The organism is Acidisoma sibiricum, assembly GCF_057837225.1.
Window position 1 is genome coordinate 923071 of sequence record NZ_CM174445.1, and the last position, 14101, is coordinate 937171.

General features: G+C 66.9%; 14 protein-coding genes. 7 read left to right on the top strand and 7 right to left on the bottom strand.

Going from position 1 to position 14101, the window contains the following annotated elements:
* The first annotated feature begins 19 nt into the window (after positions 1-19).
* The 6 genes from AC3G7M_RS04425 (at position 20) to AC3G7M_RS04450 (ending at position 6133) form a co-directional block, all read left to right on the top strand.
* Positions 20-955 (top strand): helix-turn-helix domain-containing protein, encoded by a 936-nt coding sequence (locus AC3G7M_RS04425; protein WP_489214501.1) that lies wholly within the window; start codon positions 20-22, stop codon positions 953-955.
* 46 nt (positions 956-1001) lie between these two features.
* Positions 1002-2138 (top strand): flavodoxin-dependent (E)-4-hydroxy-3-methylbut-2-enyl-diphosphate synthase, encoded by a 1137-nt coding sequence (gene ispG, locus AC3G7M_RS04430; RefSeq protein WP_489214502.1) that lies wholly within the window; start codon positions 1002-1004, stop codon positions 2136-2138.
* 100 nt (positions 2139-2238) lie between these two features.
* Positions 2239-3498: a histidine--tRNA ligase gene (gene hisS / locus AC3G7M_RS04435; RefSeq protein ID WP_489214503.1), complete on the top strand. Its 1260-nt coding sequence runs from the start codon at positions 2239-2241 to the stop codon at positions 3496-3498.
* Positions 3495-4559, top strand: a complete 1065-nt coding sequence (gene prfA / locus AC3G7M_RS04440) for a peptide chain release factor 1 (protein WP_489214504.1) — start codon at positions 3495-3497, stop codon at positions 4557-4559. Before hisS ends, prfA begins: the two co-directional genes overlap by 4 nt.
* Before the next feature lie 11 nt (positions 4560-4570).
* Complete coding sequence (gene prmC, locus AC3G7M_RS04445) at positions 4571-5419, top strand: peptide chain release factor N(5)-glutamine methyltransferase (RefSeq protein WP_489214505.1); 849 nt, start codon at positions 4571-4573, stop codon at positions 5417-5419.
* A gap of 243 nt (positions 5420-5662) precedes the next feature.
* Complete coding sequence (locus AC3G7M_RS04450) at positions 5663-6133, top strand: DUF4167 domain-containing protein (protein ID WP_489214506.1); 471 nt, start codon at positions 5663-5665, stop codon at positions 6131-6133.
* Between the two features lie 72 nt (positions 6134-6205).
* Here AC3G7M_RS04450 and AC3G7M_RS04455 read toward each other — a convergent pair whose 3' ends face one another.
* Genes AC3G7M_RS04455 through AC3G7M_RS04485 form a run of 7 tightly spaced genes read right to left on the bottom strand, consistent with a single transcriptional unit; the run spans position 6206 to position 12831 of the window.
* Positions 6206-6478, bottom strand: a complete 273-nt coding sequence (locus AC3G7M_RS04455) for an acylphosphatase (protein WP_489214507.1) — start codon at positions 6476-6478, stop codon at positions 6206-6208.
* Positions 6475-7182: an ATP12 family chaperone protein gene (locus AC3G7M_RS04460; RefSeq protein WP_489214508.1), complete on the bottom strand. Its 708-nt coding sequence runs from the start codon at positions 7180-7182 to the stop codon at positions 6475-6477. The genes AC3G7M_RS04455 and AC3G7M_RS04460 overlap by 4 nt, the downstream gene beginning before the upstream one ends.
* 38 nt (positions 7183-7220) lie before the next feature.
* On the bottom strand, positions 7221-9839 hold the full coding sequence (locus AC3G7M_RS04465) for an AsmA family protein (RefSeq protein WP_489214509.1): 2619 nt from the start codon (positions 9837-9839) through the stop codon (positions 7221-7223).
* A 36-nt stretch (positions 9840-9875) separates the two neighbouring features.
* Complete coding sequence (gene mazG / locus AC3G7M_RS04470) at positions 9876-10709, bottom strand: nucleoside triphosphate pyrophosphohydrolase (protein ID WP_489214510.1); 834 nt, start codon at positions 10707-10709, stop codon at positions 9876-9878.
* On the bottom strand, positions 10706-11539 hold the full coding sequence (locus AC3G7M_RS04475) for an NAD kinase (protein WP_489214511.1): 834 nt from the start codon (positions 11537-11539) through the stop codon (positions 10706-10708). The genes mazG and AC3G7M_RS04475 overlap by 4 nt, the downstream gene beginning before the upstream one ends.
* Positions 11536-12372, bottom strand: a complete 837-nt coding sequence (locus AC3G7M_RS04480; protein WP_489214512.1) for a carbon-nitrogen hydrolase family protein — start codon at positions 12370-12372, stop codon at positions 11536-11538. The genes AC3G7M_RS04475 and AC3G7M_RS04480 overlap by 4 nt, the downstream gene beginning before the upstream one ends.
* Before the next feature lie 33 nt (positions 12373-12405).
* A complete protein-coding gene (locus tag AC3G7M_RS04485) occupies positions 12406-12831 on the bottom strand; it encodes a hypothetical protein (RefSeq protein ID WP_489214513.1) in 426 nt (141 codons plus the stop codon).
* Positions 12832-12941: 110 nt separating this feature from the next.
* Between AC3G7M_RS04485 and AC3G7M_RS04490 the strand changes: the two genes are divergently transcribed.
* The gene (locus AC3G7M_RS04490) at positions 12942-14069 is read left to right on the top strand and encodes a 2-aminoethylphosphonate--pyruvate transaminase (protein WP_489214514.1); all 1128 of its coding nucleotides are present in this window, start codon (positions 12942-12944) and stop codon (positions 14067-14069) included.
* Positions 14070-14101: the final 32 nt, after the last annotated feature.

Sequence of the window (14101 nt, forward strand, 5' to 3'; positions counted from 1 at the left end):
GGGATGGGAGATTGATGCGGTGGCTGAGGCTTTACGCCTGAAGCCCGCCTTTATCCGCGCCATCGAACAAGGCGACATTCGCAATCTTCCCGGCACTGCTTATGCGGTGGGTTTCGTGCGGACCTATGCGACGGCGCTGGGGCTTGATCCCAATGAGGCGATCCGCCGCTTCCGCGCCGAACGCGAGGACGTCAACCGCAAGACCGAGCTGGATTTCCCGGCCCCTGTGCCGTCGCGCGGGATGCCGGCCGGCGCCCTGGTTCTGGTCGGTGCGGTCATCGCCATCGGCGGCTATGTCGCCTGGTATCATTATTCCGGCCGCAGCGCGGGCTCGACCGAAACGGTCGATGCGCTGCCCACGCATCTGGAGCCTTTGGCGCCCCCGCCGGCCCCGAAAGTGGCGAGCGTGACGCCGCCGCCCCCCGCCGCCCCGGTGCCGGCTGCCCCCGCGGTCGTCGCCGCCCTCCCGAAAGAGCCGGACGTCTCACCGTCTTCCGCAGCCGCCGCGGTGCCGCCGCCGGTGCCGACAGCCCCCGCACCGAGCACGGATACGATGGTCGCCGGCATTGCGCCGCCGCCGACCGTGCAGGCGACGGATGGTGCGGCCTCAGGCGCCGCCACGCAGCCGGGCGCGACCGATGCGGGCATGGTCATTCAAGCCACGGCCGACGCCTGGATTGAAATCAAGGACGCGCAGGGCAAGGTCGTCTACCAGACCATTCTGCACCCGGGTGACCACTACAAGGTTCCCGACCAGCCGCAGCTGACGCTGACCACGGGCAATGCCGAGGGCACGCAGGTGCTGCTGGGCGGTAATGTCATTGGCCCGTTGAAGGGTCATGTGCTGCATAATATTCCGCTGGATGCCGATGGACTGAAAGCGGCCAGCGGCCAGACCAGCGGCGCACCTGCGCCGGTCCCGTCCCCGGTGACCCCCGCACCCGCGGCACAATGACGGCGTTCGAGTCCCGCCCGGCGAGCGGCGGGAACAGGAGCAAGTAATGAACTATCGCGCGTATCAGCAAATCATCCGCCGGAAATCCCGCCAGATCAGCGTCGGTTCGGTCAAGGTCGGCGGCGACGCCCCGATCAGCATCCAGACCATGACCAATACGCTGACGACCGATGTGGACGGCACGATCGCGCAGATCCGTCTGGCCGAGAAGGCGGGCGTCGATATTGTCCGCGTCTCCTGCCCGGACCAGGAAAGCACGGCGGCGCTGAAGGCGATCGTCGCCCAGTCCAATGTGCCGATCGTGGCCGACATCCATTTCCATTACCGCCGCGCGATCGAAGCGGCCGAGGCGGGGGCCGCGTGTCTCCGCATCAATCCGGGCAATATCGGCAGCGCCGAGCGCGTGCGCGAAGTGGTAAAAGCCGCGCGCGACCACGGCTGCTCCATCCGCATCGGCGTCAATGCCGGCAGCCTGGAGAAGCATCTGCTGGAGAAATACGGCGAGCCCAACCCCGATGCGCTGGTGGAAAGCGCGCTGGAACACGCCAAGATCCTGCAGGATCACGATTTCCATGAGTTCAAGATCAGCGTGAAGGCGTCGGACGTCTTCCTGGCCGTTGCCGCCTATCAGCAGCTCGCCGAGGTCTGCGACCATCCGCTGCATATCGGCATCACCGAAGCGGGCGGGCTGCGCACGGGCACCGTGAAATCCTCGATCGGCCTCGGCTCGCTGCTCTGGGCCGGTATTGGTGACACCATGCGCGTCTCGCTCTCGGCCGAGCCCGAGGAAGAGGTCCGCGTCGGCTGGGAGATTCTGAAGTCCCTTGGCATCCGCCATCGCGGCGTGCGCATCATCTCCTGCCCGTCTTGCGCGCGGCAGGGTTTTGACGTCATCCGCACGGTCCAGGCGCTGGAAGAGCGGCTGGAGCATATCGAGACGCCGCTGACCCTGTCGATCATCGGCTGCGTGGTGAATGGGCCGGGTGAGGCACTGATGACGGATCTGGGCGTCACCGGCGGGGGCGCCGGCCGCCACATGGTCTATGCTGCGGGCCGCCAGGACCATACGATCGAGAAGGATTCGATGATCGACCATGTGGTCGCCCTCGTCGAGCAGAAGGCCGAAGCGATCCGCGACGCCGAGGCGAAAGCGAAGCTCGCGCCCGCCGAAGCCGCAGAGTAGCTTTCTGACACGGCAGGGAAGGGTCTTGCTCCCCGCATAGGGGGGCGAGACCTTTTTTTGTTAAGACCCTTCGTATTCAGATTCAAAGAGGCGTCCGCCCTTGTCCAGCCTGCAGCCCGTGCGCGGTACCCGTGATCTCATCGGTGACGACCAGCGCCGCCATCGTCATGTGACCGACACGGCCCGCCATGTGTCGGGCCTTTATGGTTTCGAGGAATGGCAGACGCCGATCTTCGAGGATACGGGCGTCTTCTCCCGCACTTTGGGCGAGACCTCCGATGTCGTGACCAAGGAGATGTACACCTTCACCGATCGCGGCGGTGACAGCGTGACGCTGCGCCCCGAAGGCACCGCCGCCGTCTGCCGCGCGCTGGTATCCAACGGACTGACCCAGTCGCTGCCGCAAAAGGTCTATTATGCGGGGCCAATGTTTCGCTACGAGCGGCCGCAGAAGGGCCGCTACCGCCAGTTCCATCAAATCGGCGTTGAGCTGATCGGCCCGGCGGAGCCTCTGGCGGATGCCGAGGTCATCGCCTGCGGCTGGCAGATTCTGACGACGCTTGGCATCGCCGACAGCGTCACGCTGGAAATCAACACGCTGGGCGATGCCGAGAGCCGCGCCGCCTACCGCGCCGCTTTGGTGGAGTATTTCACCCGCTATGCGACCGCGCTGTCCGAGGACAGCAAGCAGCGGCTGGAGCGCAATCCCTTGCGCATTCTGGACAGCAAGGATGAGGGCGACCGTCGCATCGTGGCCGATGCGCCGACGATCGCTGGCCATCTGACGCCGCTGGCGGCCGGTTTCTACGATTCCGTGCGCAATGCTCTGACGGCGCTCGGCATTCCCTTCGTCGAGAATCCGCGCATCGTGCGGGGCCTTGATTACTACAATCACACCGCCTTTGAATTCGTGACGACGCAACTGGGCGCCCAGGGCACGGTCATGGGTGGCGGCCGCTATGACGGTCTGGTGAAGCAGATGGGCGGCCCGGAAACTCCCGCCGTCGGCTGGGCCGCGGGGATCGAGCGGCTGGCGATGCTCATCGCCGAACCCCTGGCCGATGCCGCGACCATTGCCGTGATCCCGGCCGGGGATGATGCGGAGGCAGCGGCCTTCGGCATCGTGCAGCGCCTGCGCCAGGGCGGCGTCCGCGCCGATATCGGCTATCGCGGCAATCTGCGCCGCCGCATGGAGCGCGCGAACAAGATGGGCGCGCGGGCTGCCATCATCCTCGGCTCCGAGGAAGCGGCGCGGGGCGTGGCACAGCTCAAGGATCTCGTGACGGGCACCCAGAGCGAAGTTTCCCTCGATGCGCTTCTGGAGGCCGTGCGTGCCCTGCCCGCAGGATCACCCGCGTGAGTCTGGCCACAAAATTTGACGATATTCTGGCCCGGTCGGAGGAGCTGCGCGATCTGCTGTCCTCCGGCGTCACGGGCACGGAATTTGTCCGCGCCTCCCGCGAATTGGCCGAGCTTGATCAGGTCGTCGGCCTCATCACCGCATTGCGCGAGACCGAGCAGAATCTGAGCGAGGCAACGGCGCTTCTGGCCGACCCGGAAATGAAGGAACTGGCGGAAGCCGAGGCCCAGGCGCTGAAGACGCGCATCCCGGCGCTGGAGCGGGATATTCAGCTCGCCTTGCTGCCGAAGGATGAGGCGGACGAGCGCTCGGCGATCCTGGAAGTGCGGCCGGCAGCAGGCGGGGATGAGGCCGGGCTGTTCGCCTCCCAGCTATTCGCCATGTATCAGCGCTATGCCGAGGCCCAAGGGTGGCGCTTCGAGGTGATGGAATATGGCGAGACTGAGCTGGGTGGCCTGAAGGAAGGCATTGCCAGCATCACCGGGCGCAATGTCTTCGCCAGGCTCAAATTCGAATCGGGCGTGCATCGCGTGCAGCGCGTGCCGGAGACGGAAAGCCAGGGCCGCATCCATACCTCCACCGTGACGGTCGCTGTGCTGCCGGAAGCGGAAGAGGTGGATGTCGAGGTGAATGAGACGGATCTGCGCATCGACGTCTATCGGGCCTCGGGGGCCGGCGGGCAGCATGTCAACAAGACCGAAAGTGCGGTTCGCATCACCCATATCCCGACCGGCATCGTCGTCGCCATGCAGGAAGAGAAGAGCCAGCATAAGAACAAGGCGAAGGCGATGAAGATCCTCCGCGCCCGCATGTATGAGCGGGAACGCGCCAGTCTGCATGCGACGCGGGCGGCGGATCGCAAATCCCAGGTCGGCACCGGTGACCGCAGCGAGCGCATCCGCACCTATAATTTCCCGCAAGGGCGGGTGACGGATCACCGCATCAATCTGACGCTCTACAAGATCGACCGGGTAATGATGGGCGAAATGGACGAGATCATCGAGGCTTTGTCGGCGGAAGATCAGGCGGCGCGTCTGGCGAGCTTCGCGTCCGCCGCGTGACGCAGGACCCCATGTCCGGGGATCTTGACGCCGCCTTGCGGGCGGCGACCGCTCAACTGGCCGCAGCCGGGATAGAGGCACCAAACCGCGAAGCCCGCATTTTGTTGATGCATGCGATTGGCGCTGACCAGGCGGGGTTGCTGCGCCGGCGGGGCGGCACGCTGACAGCAGGCGAAGCCGCGCTGTTTCAGTCCATTGTGGCGCGGCGGCAGACCCATGAGCCTGCCGCCGTCATCATCGGCCACCGGGAATTCTGGAGTCTCGATTTCCTTGTCACGGCCGATACGCTGATCCCCCGCCCGGATTCCGAAACCGTGATTGAGATGGCGCTGGACTATCGGCGCGCCCGGCCGCCCGGCCGCATTCTCGACCTTGGCACCGGAACGGGCTGTCTTCTGCTTTCGGCCCTGACCGAATTCGGTGCGGCCTGGGGTCTGGGCGTTGATCTGTCGCCGCGTGCGGCGGCCGTGGCGCAGGCGAATGCCGTCCGGCTGAACCTTGCGGCCCGCGCCGCCATCATGGTCGGGCGCTGGACGGATGCGCTGGACGGGCGCTTCGACCTTATCCTGTGCAATCCGCCCTATATTCCTGCCGGCGACGTGCCCGGGCTGATGCCCGAGGTCGCAGGCTTCGAGCCGCATCTGGCGCTTGACGGCGGGGCGGATGGGCTTGATCCCTACCGCATCCTGTTCCGCGATCTGCCCCGCAGACTGCAGCCGGGCGGTCTCGCTCTGTTTGAATTCGGCATCGGCCAGGCGGATGCGCTGGTGGCGCTGGCGGCGGCCGCCTCACTGCGGGTTCTGGAGGTGCGGCCCGATATGGCCGGGCTGCCCCGAGTCTTGGGCGTATCCCATCTATAAAAAAACGGTTGGCTTCGCGGGGCACGCAGGCTAGCGTGCCGCCTGCGAGGTGAGGCTGTCTTGGACGGCTGACCTGCACTGTTCTTCGGTACTGTTGCTCGGGGGGCTAATCCCGAAGCCAAGCCGCGGAACCCCAAAGTCCGAAGCGTGCAACTGGCTGTCGCTTAGACCCTCGTGACGTTCACGGGCTGGGCCAGATTGCTAACAGGAAAGCGACTTGTCCTAGTAATGAACATCAAACGTATGCGTGGTCGTGGCCATCGTGGAAACGGCGCCAATACCGGTGGGGGCGGCGGCAATGGCGGTGCGATACGCCACCAGAGTTCTGGCGGCTCCAATGGCATTCCGCTGAACCGCAACCATGTTTTCGACAGCAACGGCCCAGATCTGCGCATTCGCGGCACGGCACAGCAGCTTTTCGAGAAATATCTGCAGCTCGGCCGGGACGCGACCAGTGCCGGTGACCGCGTGATGGGCGAGGGCTATTTCCAGCATGCCGAGCATTATTTCCGCATCGTCAGCGCCATGAACCAGGCGGCCGCTCAGCACCAGCAGCAGGCGCCGCAGCAGAACAACCCGCCGCGTCGCCAGGGCAATGACGATGGCATCGGCGAGGATTATGACGGCGGCCAGGGCCGTGATGAGTCCGATGATGGTCGTCCGGCGACCGAAGCGCGCGAAATTCCGATCGCCGCCGCCGCGCCGGAAGCCTGATCAGAGGCGCTTTCGTCCCGACCACCTGATGCGCGGATGTGTTTCGCGCATCGACAGGCGTATGCCAGCGCATCAAGTCCGCAGAATATGAAACCCTGGTTCTTCCGGGGGTTCGGCGATTTCCTCGGTGATGGCATCGACCTGGGCGAAGCGTGGTCCACGCCGGCAGGCGCGGGCCAATTCCTCCACCGCGTCTGCCGTGCCGCTGATCAGCGCTTCCACCGCCCCGTCCGCGCCGTTGCGGACCCAGCCATCGACGCCGAGCTTGCCCGCCTGTTCCGCCATCCAGGCGCGATAGCCGACGCCATGCACGCGGCCCGCAATGGTCAGTCGCTTGGCTCTCATCCATTCCCCCGCGAGAGTTCGACGTAGCGGCCAGCGGCCACCACATCCCGCGCGGCCTGCGCGCGGCGTTCGGTGGCGTCCCGATCCTGCCCCCAGCGCTCTTCCTGGAACAGCTCGTCCAGACAGGACAGGGTATAGGCCTCTTCCGGGCTGAGCGCGCCATCGGTGACGGCCAGGCCGAGAACAAGGCTGCCGAGGACGGGGACGATGACGCCGAGGGCCGCCAGGCCATGGGCGTCATGGCGGGAGACGGCGCGGGCCAGGGCCGCCAGGCTTTGCGGATTTTGCGCCACGAAGCCGATCCTGGTGGTGGTGAGAAGCAGCGCATCATGGCGCTGGGCCGCCCAATCCAGCCAGGGCTGCCATTGGGTGTGCTGGCGCTGCGCCAGAGTCTCAGGCTCGGCCGCGCGGTAGCAGAGGAGATCGCTCTGGCCGTAGGCTGCAATGGCGGTGGAGGTCTCTGCCGGGCTGGGGGCGATGCGCAGGGTGGCAGTCGCCGCCAGCTGCGTCAGCGGCATGTCCTGCGGGTGAACCTCGTGCCCCGGCGCTGGCCGCCGCCATTCGGCGGCGATCGCCTCGGCCAGTGCCAGGCGGTCGATCACCAGCCTTTCCCCGCCCGGCAGGCGCATGGGCTTGTCATCCAGCAGCAGGGTGAAGCCGCCAGGCTCGGCTGCGATCGAGGTGTCAGTCCAGAAGCGCTTCATGATGTCCGGCCGGTGTCCAGGTTCGGGGTCAGCGCCTTCTACTGGCCGCGCAGGAGCTGTTGGAAGAGATTCATCGGCTTTTGCAGAATGCCGGCATCCGCACTGCCGCTGGGCGCCGGACCCGGCTGGCCGTTGCGGGCGAGGATCAGCGCCGGCGCACAGGCCGCCGAGACCGGCGGCGCACGATGTTTACCGCCGCCGATGAGAGACTGCACAAGTCCGTTCAGGCCCTGGCCGCCGCCGCTATCGCCCGGCTGCTGGGCGATCACGACCTTGCCGACCTTGCCGGTATGCGGATCGGCGAAGGTCCCGGTCAGGGTTAGCGGCACCGTCACCGCCATCTCGCCCAGATAGAGTTCCGGCTGCAGCGCGAGATCGAGCGTTTCCTGCCCGAAATTCAGCGCCCCCGAGCCTTGAATGAGCAGCCGTGGCGTATCCAGCACCAGGGCGCGGACGGCGGCATTACCATTCGTCGCGTCAAGGCGGAGCGCGAAGCAGCGCAGCGGCACCTGGCCTGCCGCATTCAGCAGCTCGGCCGGCATGACGCCGCCCGCCCGGATGGCAGGGGCGACGATGGCACCCAGGGCATGCGCGTCGATCACTCCGTCGACGGCGGCTGCGCCGAGCGCGCCGCTGACGCTCGCTGCCATCTGCCGGGTGGTGCTGCCGCTGGCCGTGAGGTTCGCGAAAACCTGCACCAGGCCACTGGCCGCAACCGGCACCTGCAGGGCGTTCAGAAGCGGTGCGATGGCGAGATTCTGTGCCTGCATGGCGAAGCTCTCCTGCGGCACGGCGCCGCGCGCATCGATCGTGCCGGCCGCCAGCAGCTGGCCGCCGGGCACCACGACGGAGGAGGGCGAGAGGGAGAAAACCCCGCCCGCGAGCGAGGCGTGGACGACGAGCGCGCGATATTCGGCGCCACCGAATTTCAGGCTGGCGAAGGCGAGATTGGCCGAACCGTCGAAGTTTTTCAGCCCTGCGATCGGCAGCGCGATATCCGGGATGACTTTGGCGGTCTCCGGTTTCGGCGGCGCGGGTGGTGCGGCCGGGGCGCTGGGCGGTGCCACCGACGCGGGCGCGGGCGGCGGTGGGTTTGCGGCCGTCAGCACCTGATCGAGGTCGAGCCGGGCCGAGCGCAGATTGGCGCCGATCGCCAGGCGCGGCGCGAAGGCCAGGCTGAGATTGCCCTCCAGATCGCCCTGCGGCGCCGTCAGATTGAGAGCCGAGAGAGCGAGACCCTGAGCCAGGCCCGCGCCGGCGGCATCCGAAAGCCGGCCGGAACCGGTCAGCGTCGTGAATCCCGGCAGCGGGACGCCAGCCAGCGGCGAGAGAGTGGCGAGATTCGCGATCTGCGCCGAGAGGGCGAGGTTCAGGCCGCGGAGCGTCCAGGGGTCCTGAATGCTGCCCTGCGCATGCAGATTGCTTTGCGCGGCCGTGAGGGTGAGATCGACCGGCATCGGCCCGGCCTGCGCGGGCAGCGGGCCGATCGCGCCCGACAGCGTGAAAGCCATGCCCTGGCGATCGCCCAGAATATTGACCGAGACCGGCTGGTCCGGTCCGGGCGTCACCAGCGACAGGCTGTCGAGCTTCAGGCCGGGGGCGATGGCGGCAAGGTCAGAGGTCTGGGCCTGAAGGCTCAGATTGCTGAGATGCGGTCTGCCCTGGCCGCCATCCGTCAGATGCGCGCCGAAGGCGACGCCGTGCAGCGGCGGCAGGCTCTGGCCCGGCGGCAGCAGGCCGGGCGGCAGCAGCGGGGTGATGGCCTCCAGCGCCGGCACCTGCGCCTGCAGCGTCAGGTCATAGCCGCGCGCCTGACGTGGATCGCTGACGCCGCCCTGGGCCGAAAGGGTGGCGCCCGCCGCGGTCAGCGTCAGCTGCACCGGCCAGCTCGACTGATCGGCCGGATTGGTCAGATGGGCGATGGGACCGGTCGTGCCGGTCAGGGTCACGGGCTGCTGCTGCCACAGCAGATTGGCGTTAATCGCCAGCGGTTGATCTTCCGGCAGGGCGTCCGCAGGGCCCTGAGCGACCAGACTCGCCTTGGGCAGCTGCACTGTCGCGGTGCGTCCCGCCTGTTCGTCCCGCCAATCGACCGTGCCGTCGGTGATGTCGAGGGCGTGGAGAGCCACCTGCCAGGGACCATGGCCGGTATTGACCGTCACGGGGGGCGCTGGAACCGCCGCCGGAGCGGCCGCGTTGCTGGCCGGCTGGAACAGCCAGTTGACGCGGCCATCCGCTGTCTTTTCCAGCAGGATGGTCGGGTGGCGCAGGACCAGCGCCTGGATGTCGATCTGATGGTGCAGCAGCGGCAGCAGAGCGATGCGGGTTTCGATGCTGCGGACGCGCGCCATCAGAGGTGCGGCGCCGCCCGCGATATTCGCAATGCGGACGTCTTCGGCCGTCAGCGTCGGGATCAGAGACAGCTTGACCGCGATCGGCCCCGCGATCGTTACCTGCCGCCCGGTCGCCTGGGTGGCGGCCGCGGCGATCTGATCCTTGTAGGCATTCGGGTTGAAGGTCAGCACCGCGGCGGCCACCGCGACGATGGGGACGACGATGATGACGGCGATCCCGCCGAGCAGGATGCGCCGCCATGGACGGCGGCGCGGCATGGGGCGGGAGGTGGTGTAAGGCTTGTCTTCGGGCGTATCGACCATGCCGCCCTTTACCATGAGTGGCGGCGGCCCGCGCCCCTAGAGGTTCTTCTCGGCCGTCTTCACGGCGACCCAAAGGTTTTCCATTTCCTCAAGCCCTGCCTCGCTCGGCGTGCGGCCTTGGGCGGCGAGACGCGCTTCAACGCCTTGAAAGCGGCGTGTAAATTTTGCGTTAGCCGCGCGCAGCACGGCTTCACTGTCGAGGTGCAGCTTGCGGCAGAGATTGGCCATGACGAACATCAGGTCGCCCATCTCATCGGCGATGCGATCCGTCTCGCCACCGGGGATTTCGGCCTTCAGCTCCGCGACTTCTTCCGCCAGCTTGTCGAACAGATCGTCGATCTTCGGCCAGTCGAAGCCGACGCGGGCGGCGCGGGCCGAGAGCTTTTGCGCCCGCGTCAGGGCGGGCAGGGTGGTGGCGACACCTTCCAGGGCGCTGACTGCGGATGTCTGCTTGGCCTTCGCCGCGCGTTCCTCGGCCTTCTGGGCCTCCCAGGCGACGGTCTGGGCGCGGGCGTCGCGCTCGGCAGCGTCACCGAAAATATGCGGATGCCGGCGGATCAGCTTGTCGTTGATGCCGCCTGCCACCTCGGCGAAGGAGAACAGCCCCTGTTCGCGGGCCAGCTGGCTGTGGAAGACGACCTGCAGCAGCAGGTCGCCCAGTTCTTCCCGCAGCGCGGTCATATCCCCGGCCTCGGCCGCTTCCGCGACCTCGTAAGCCTCTTCCACCGCATAGGGGGCGAGGCTCGCGAAACTCTGCTTGAGATCCCAGGCGCAGCCGCCAACGGGGTCACGCAGGCGCGCCATGGTCTCGATCAGCGCATGCAAGGCCAGTTCGGCGGCGGCATTCGGATTGTCAGGCGCGTCGTTCATGCCGTGAATTGTTCCGTCAGAATGCGTTCGGACAGGCCCTGGTCAGGGTCGAAGAGCACGGTGACCGACATCGAGCGCTCCTCAGTGACCGCGACCGAAATGACATGCCGGACTTCAAAGGAATCGGCCACGGCCGCGACCGGCCGCTTGTCGACTTCCAGGATCTCGAACAGGACATCGGCCGAACTCGGCAGCAGCGCGCCATGCCAGCGGCGCGGCCGGAAGGCGCTGATCGGCGTCAGCGGGAGAAGATTGGCCGAAAGCGGGATGATCGGGCCGTGGGCCGACAAGTTATAGGCGGTCGAGCCGGCGGGGGTCGAAATCAGAATGCCGTCGCAGATAAGTTCGGGCATGCGCACGCGGCCATCGACCGAAATGCGCAGCTTCGCCGTCTGGCGCAGCTGGCGCAGCAGGCTGACTTCATTGAGGGCGAGCGCCTCCTCGACCGCGCCGGTCTGCGTCACCGTATGCATGCGCAAGGGATGCAGGATGGCGCCCTGGGCCATGCCCAGCCGCTCGGGCAGAGCCTCATCCACATAGCCGTTCATGAGGAAGCCGACCGAGCCGCAATTCATGCCATAGACCGGAATATTGCGGCCGAGCACGCTGTGCAGCGTCTCCAGCATGAAGCCGTCGCCGCCCAAGGCCACCACGACCTGGGATTCGAGCACCGGCACATTGCCGTACAGCGATGTCAGCTTTTCGATCCGCTCCTGCGCCTGCGGCGCCGAGGAGGCGACGAAGGCGATGCGCGTCAGGCTCGCGGTGCGCAGGATCGGCTCGGGCGTCAGCGGCGCGCCCGACCGGTTGAGCGTATGGCTCACGCTCATGCCAATATCCGATGCGCGAGCACGGGCATGTCGCGGCGGACGCGTTCGGTGATGGTGTGGTCGGCGCGGCAGGTCGCCCAGCCGGTGCCGTCTGGGGCGCGGGCGACGACCAAGCCCCAGGGGTCGGCGATCAGCGAGTGACCATAGGTCACGCGGGGGTCGCCGTTGCCGTCGTAATGCTGCCCCCAGCAGGCCGGGGCGACCACCCAGCTTTGCGTTTCGATCGCCCGCGCGCGCAGCAAAATCTCCCAGTGATCGCGCCCCGTTTGCAGCGTGAAGGCCGCGGGCAGGAAGATGATCTCGGCGCCGGCCTGGCGCAGCTTCAGGAAAAGCTCGGGGAAGCGCAGATCGTAGCAGATGGCCAGGCCGCAGGTGACGCCATGGGCCTGGAAGGTGACAACGCGGTCACCGCCCCGGAAGGTCGCACTTTCCCGGTAGCCCTGGCCGTCGGGCGTCACGATGTCGAAAAGATGGATCTTGCGGTAGCGGGCGACCTCCACTCCGTCGGGGTCGAAGACCACGGTGGTGTTGTACAGCAGGTTGCCCGAGAGTTCGGCGATCGACCCGCCATGGACATGGATGTTGTTGGCCTGCGCCACCTCGCGCAAGAACTCGTAAGCCTCGCCTCCGGTCTCACCCGCGCCTTCGGCGGGTAAGGTTTCGGCGGCGGCGAATTTGGTCGCGCGGTCACCGCCCAGACAGGTCCACATTTCAGGCAGCGCGATGATCCGCGGGCGCCCATCGGAGAGCGCCCCCTGAATCAGGTCCCGCGCCTGCGTGATGTTCTGCGCCTTGTCCGCGCTCGGGTTCATCTGGATCGCACTGATGCGCATAAGCGGGCCTCCTGGCTTGGTGGCGGTTGGGCGTCAGCGATCGAAACGCGGTTCGGACCGGGTGGGCCTTGGCTCATACCGCTCGGCCCGGACCGGGCGCGACTTTGCGTCGGATCGCGCATCAGGCTCGTCGTCATAGCGGTAGGGGTCCGGTGCCGGCGGCACCGGCGGCCGGCTGCGCGGGGGGGCTGCGGCCTGCGGCCGGGGCAGCGGGTTGGTGTCATAGGCGTCTTCGTCCGGGCGGTAGGACCGTGCGGGCTCGCCCAGGCGCAGCGACAAGGTGCGGATTTCATGCTGCACCTCATCCAGCCGCGCCTCGATCACGTCCAGACGTCCCTTCAGCCCGAGCACGCTGAACGGCATCAGCAGGAAGACCAGGGCATAGAGGATGGCTGGCACCAGAACCAGGATCGGCACCCACCAAGGCAGCCAGGGAGGAAGCGTGAATGGCATCGTCATAGCGATCTCCTTAACAGCAAATCCGCGCGCCTGCGATGGCGTCTGTGGGGTGGATTTGGCAAGCACATCATGCCAAGCCGTAAAGCGAAAAGCCTGAAAGATAGTGACGGATGCTGCTGCTGATTCCTGGACCGGTGATGACCCATGCGGATGTCCGTGCGGCCGCCGATCGCGACATTGCCCCCTGGGATCATTCGGTGCGGGAGGAGATCGGCGGCCTGCTCACCCGGCTGCGGCTTCTGGCAGGCGGCATTGAGGGCATCCACACGACTTTGCCCCTGCCCGGATCGGGCCATTTCATCATCGAAGCGGCCGTCCGTACTTTCGTGCCACCCGAAAAGGATCAGGGCCAGGGCGCCGGCGGCGGCATTCTGATCCCGGCCTCGGGCCAATATGCCCAGCGCATGATGCGGCTGGCGCAGGCCGCCGGGCGCCGGGTGACGGCGCTGCCCGCTGCCCTCGACCAGCCGGTCGATCCTGCTGCGGTCGATGCCGCCCTCGCGGCCGATCCGACGATCACCCATATCGGGCTGATCTATAGCGAAACCAGCACCGGCATCATCCATGATCCGCAGGCGATCGGCGCGGTCGTGCGCCGGCATGGCAGGCGCATGATCCTGGACGCCGTCTCGGCCTTCGGCGCGCTGCCGATCGATATCGCCGCGCATCCCGAAATCGATGCGCTGGTCTTCACCGCCAATAAATGCCTGGAGAGCCTGCCGGGCTTCAGCCTATGCGTCGCGCCCATCCACCGGCTGCTGGAGCAGCGGGGGCATGCCGATAGCTGGTCCTTCGATCTCGCCGATCTCTATCAGAACGGTCTGGAGAACGGCCATGGCGCGGCGCGCTTCACGCCGCCGATCCAGGCCATGGCGGCGCTGCATACGGCGCTCGACCGGCTGGACGCCGAGGGCGGTCCGCCTGCGCGGCTTCGCCGCTATCAGGACAATATGGCCGCACTCTATGCCGGGATGGAGGGGCTTGGCCTGCGGCCCTGCCTGCCGCGCGCTTTGCAGGGGCCGATCATCATGAATGTCCTGGCGCCTGAGAACGACGCCTGGGATCTCCGGCATTTCGTCGATCGGCTGAAGCGCCGCGGCGTGCTGATCAGCAACTTCCGCAATACCGAAGCGCCGAGCATGCGCATTGGCGCTATCGGGGCGATTAACCGTGCCGATATAGAACAGGCGGTGACGGCCATCGGTGCGACATTGGACGAGCTTGGCTTGCGTCCCTGACGGCAAGCCGCAGCTGCAGACGCCAAAGAGGA

What these genes read in the sequence shown, in the direction of transcription:
- ispG (WP_489214502.1), top strand. Translation starts at nt 1,002, where the DNA reads ATGAACTATCGCGCGTATCAGCAAATCATCCGCCGGAAATCCCGCCAG.
- prmC (WP_489214505.1), top strand. Translation starts at nt 4,571, where the DNA reads ATGTCCGGGGATCTTGACGCCGCCTTGCGGGCGGCGACCGCTCAACTG.
- AC3G7M_RS04450 (WP_489214506.1), top strand. Translation starts at nt 5,663, where the DNA reads ATGCGTGGTCGTGGCCATCGTGGAAACGGCGCCAATACCGGTGGGGGC.
- AC3G7M_RS04455 (WP_489214507.1), bottom strand. Translation starts at nt 6,478, where the DNA reads ATGAGAGCCAAGCGACTGACCATTGCGGGCCGCGTGCATGGCGTCGGC.
- AC3G7M_RS04460 (WP_489214508.1), bottom strand. Translation starts at nt 7,182, where the DNA reads ATGAAGCGCTTCTGGACTGACACCTCGATCGCAGCCGAGCCTGGCGGC.
- AC3G7M_RS04465 (WP_489214509.1), bottom strand. Translation starts at nt 9,839, where the DNA reads ATGGTCGATACGCCCGAAGACAAGCCTTACACCACCTCCCGCCCCATG.
- mazG (WP_489214510.1), bottom strand. Translation starts at nt 10,709, where the DNA reads ATGAACGACGCGCCTGACAATCCGAATGCCGCCGCCGAACTGGCCTTG.
- AC3G7M_RS04475 (WP_489214511.1), bottom strand. Translation starts at nt 11,539, where the DNA reads ATGAGCGTGAGCCATACGCTCAACCGGTCGGGCGCGCCGCTGACGCCC.
- AC3G7M_RS04480 (WP_489214512.1), bottom strand. Translation starts at nt 12,372, where the DNA reads ATGCGCATCAGTGCGATCCAGATGAACCCGAGCGCGGACAAGGCGCAG.
- AC3G7M_RS04485 (WP_489214513.1), bottom strand. Translation starts at nt 12,831, where the DNA reads ATGACGATGCCATTCACGCTTCCTCCCTGGCTGCCTTGGTGGGTGCCG.
- AC3G7M_RS04490 (WP_489214514.1), top strand. Translation starts at nt 12,942, where the DNA reads ATGCTGCTGCTGATTCCTGGACCGGTGATGACCCATGCGGATGTCCGT.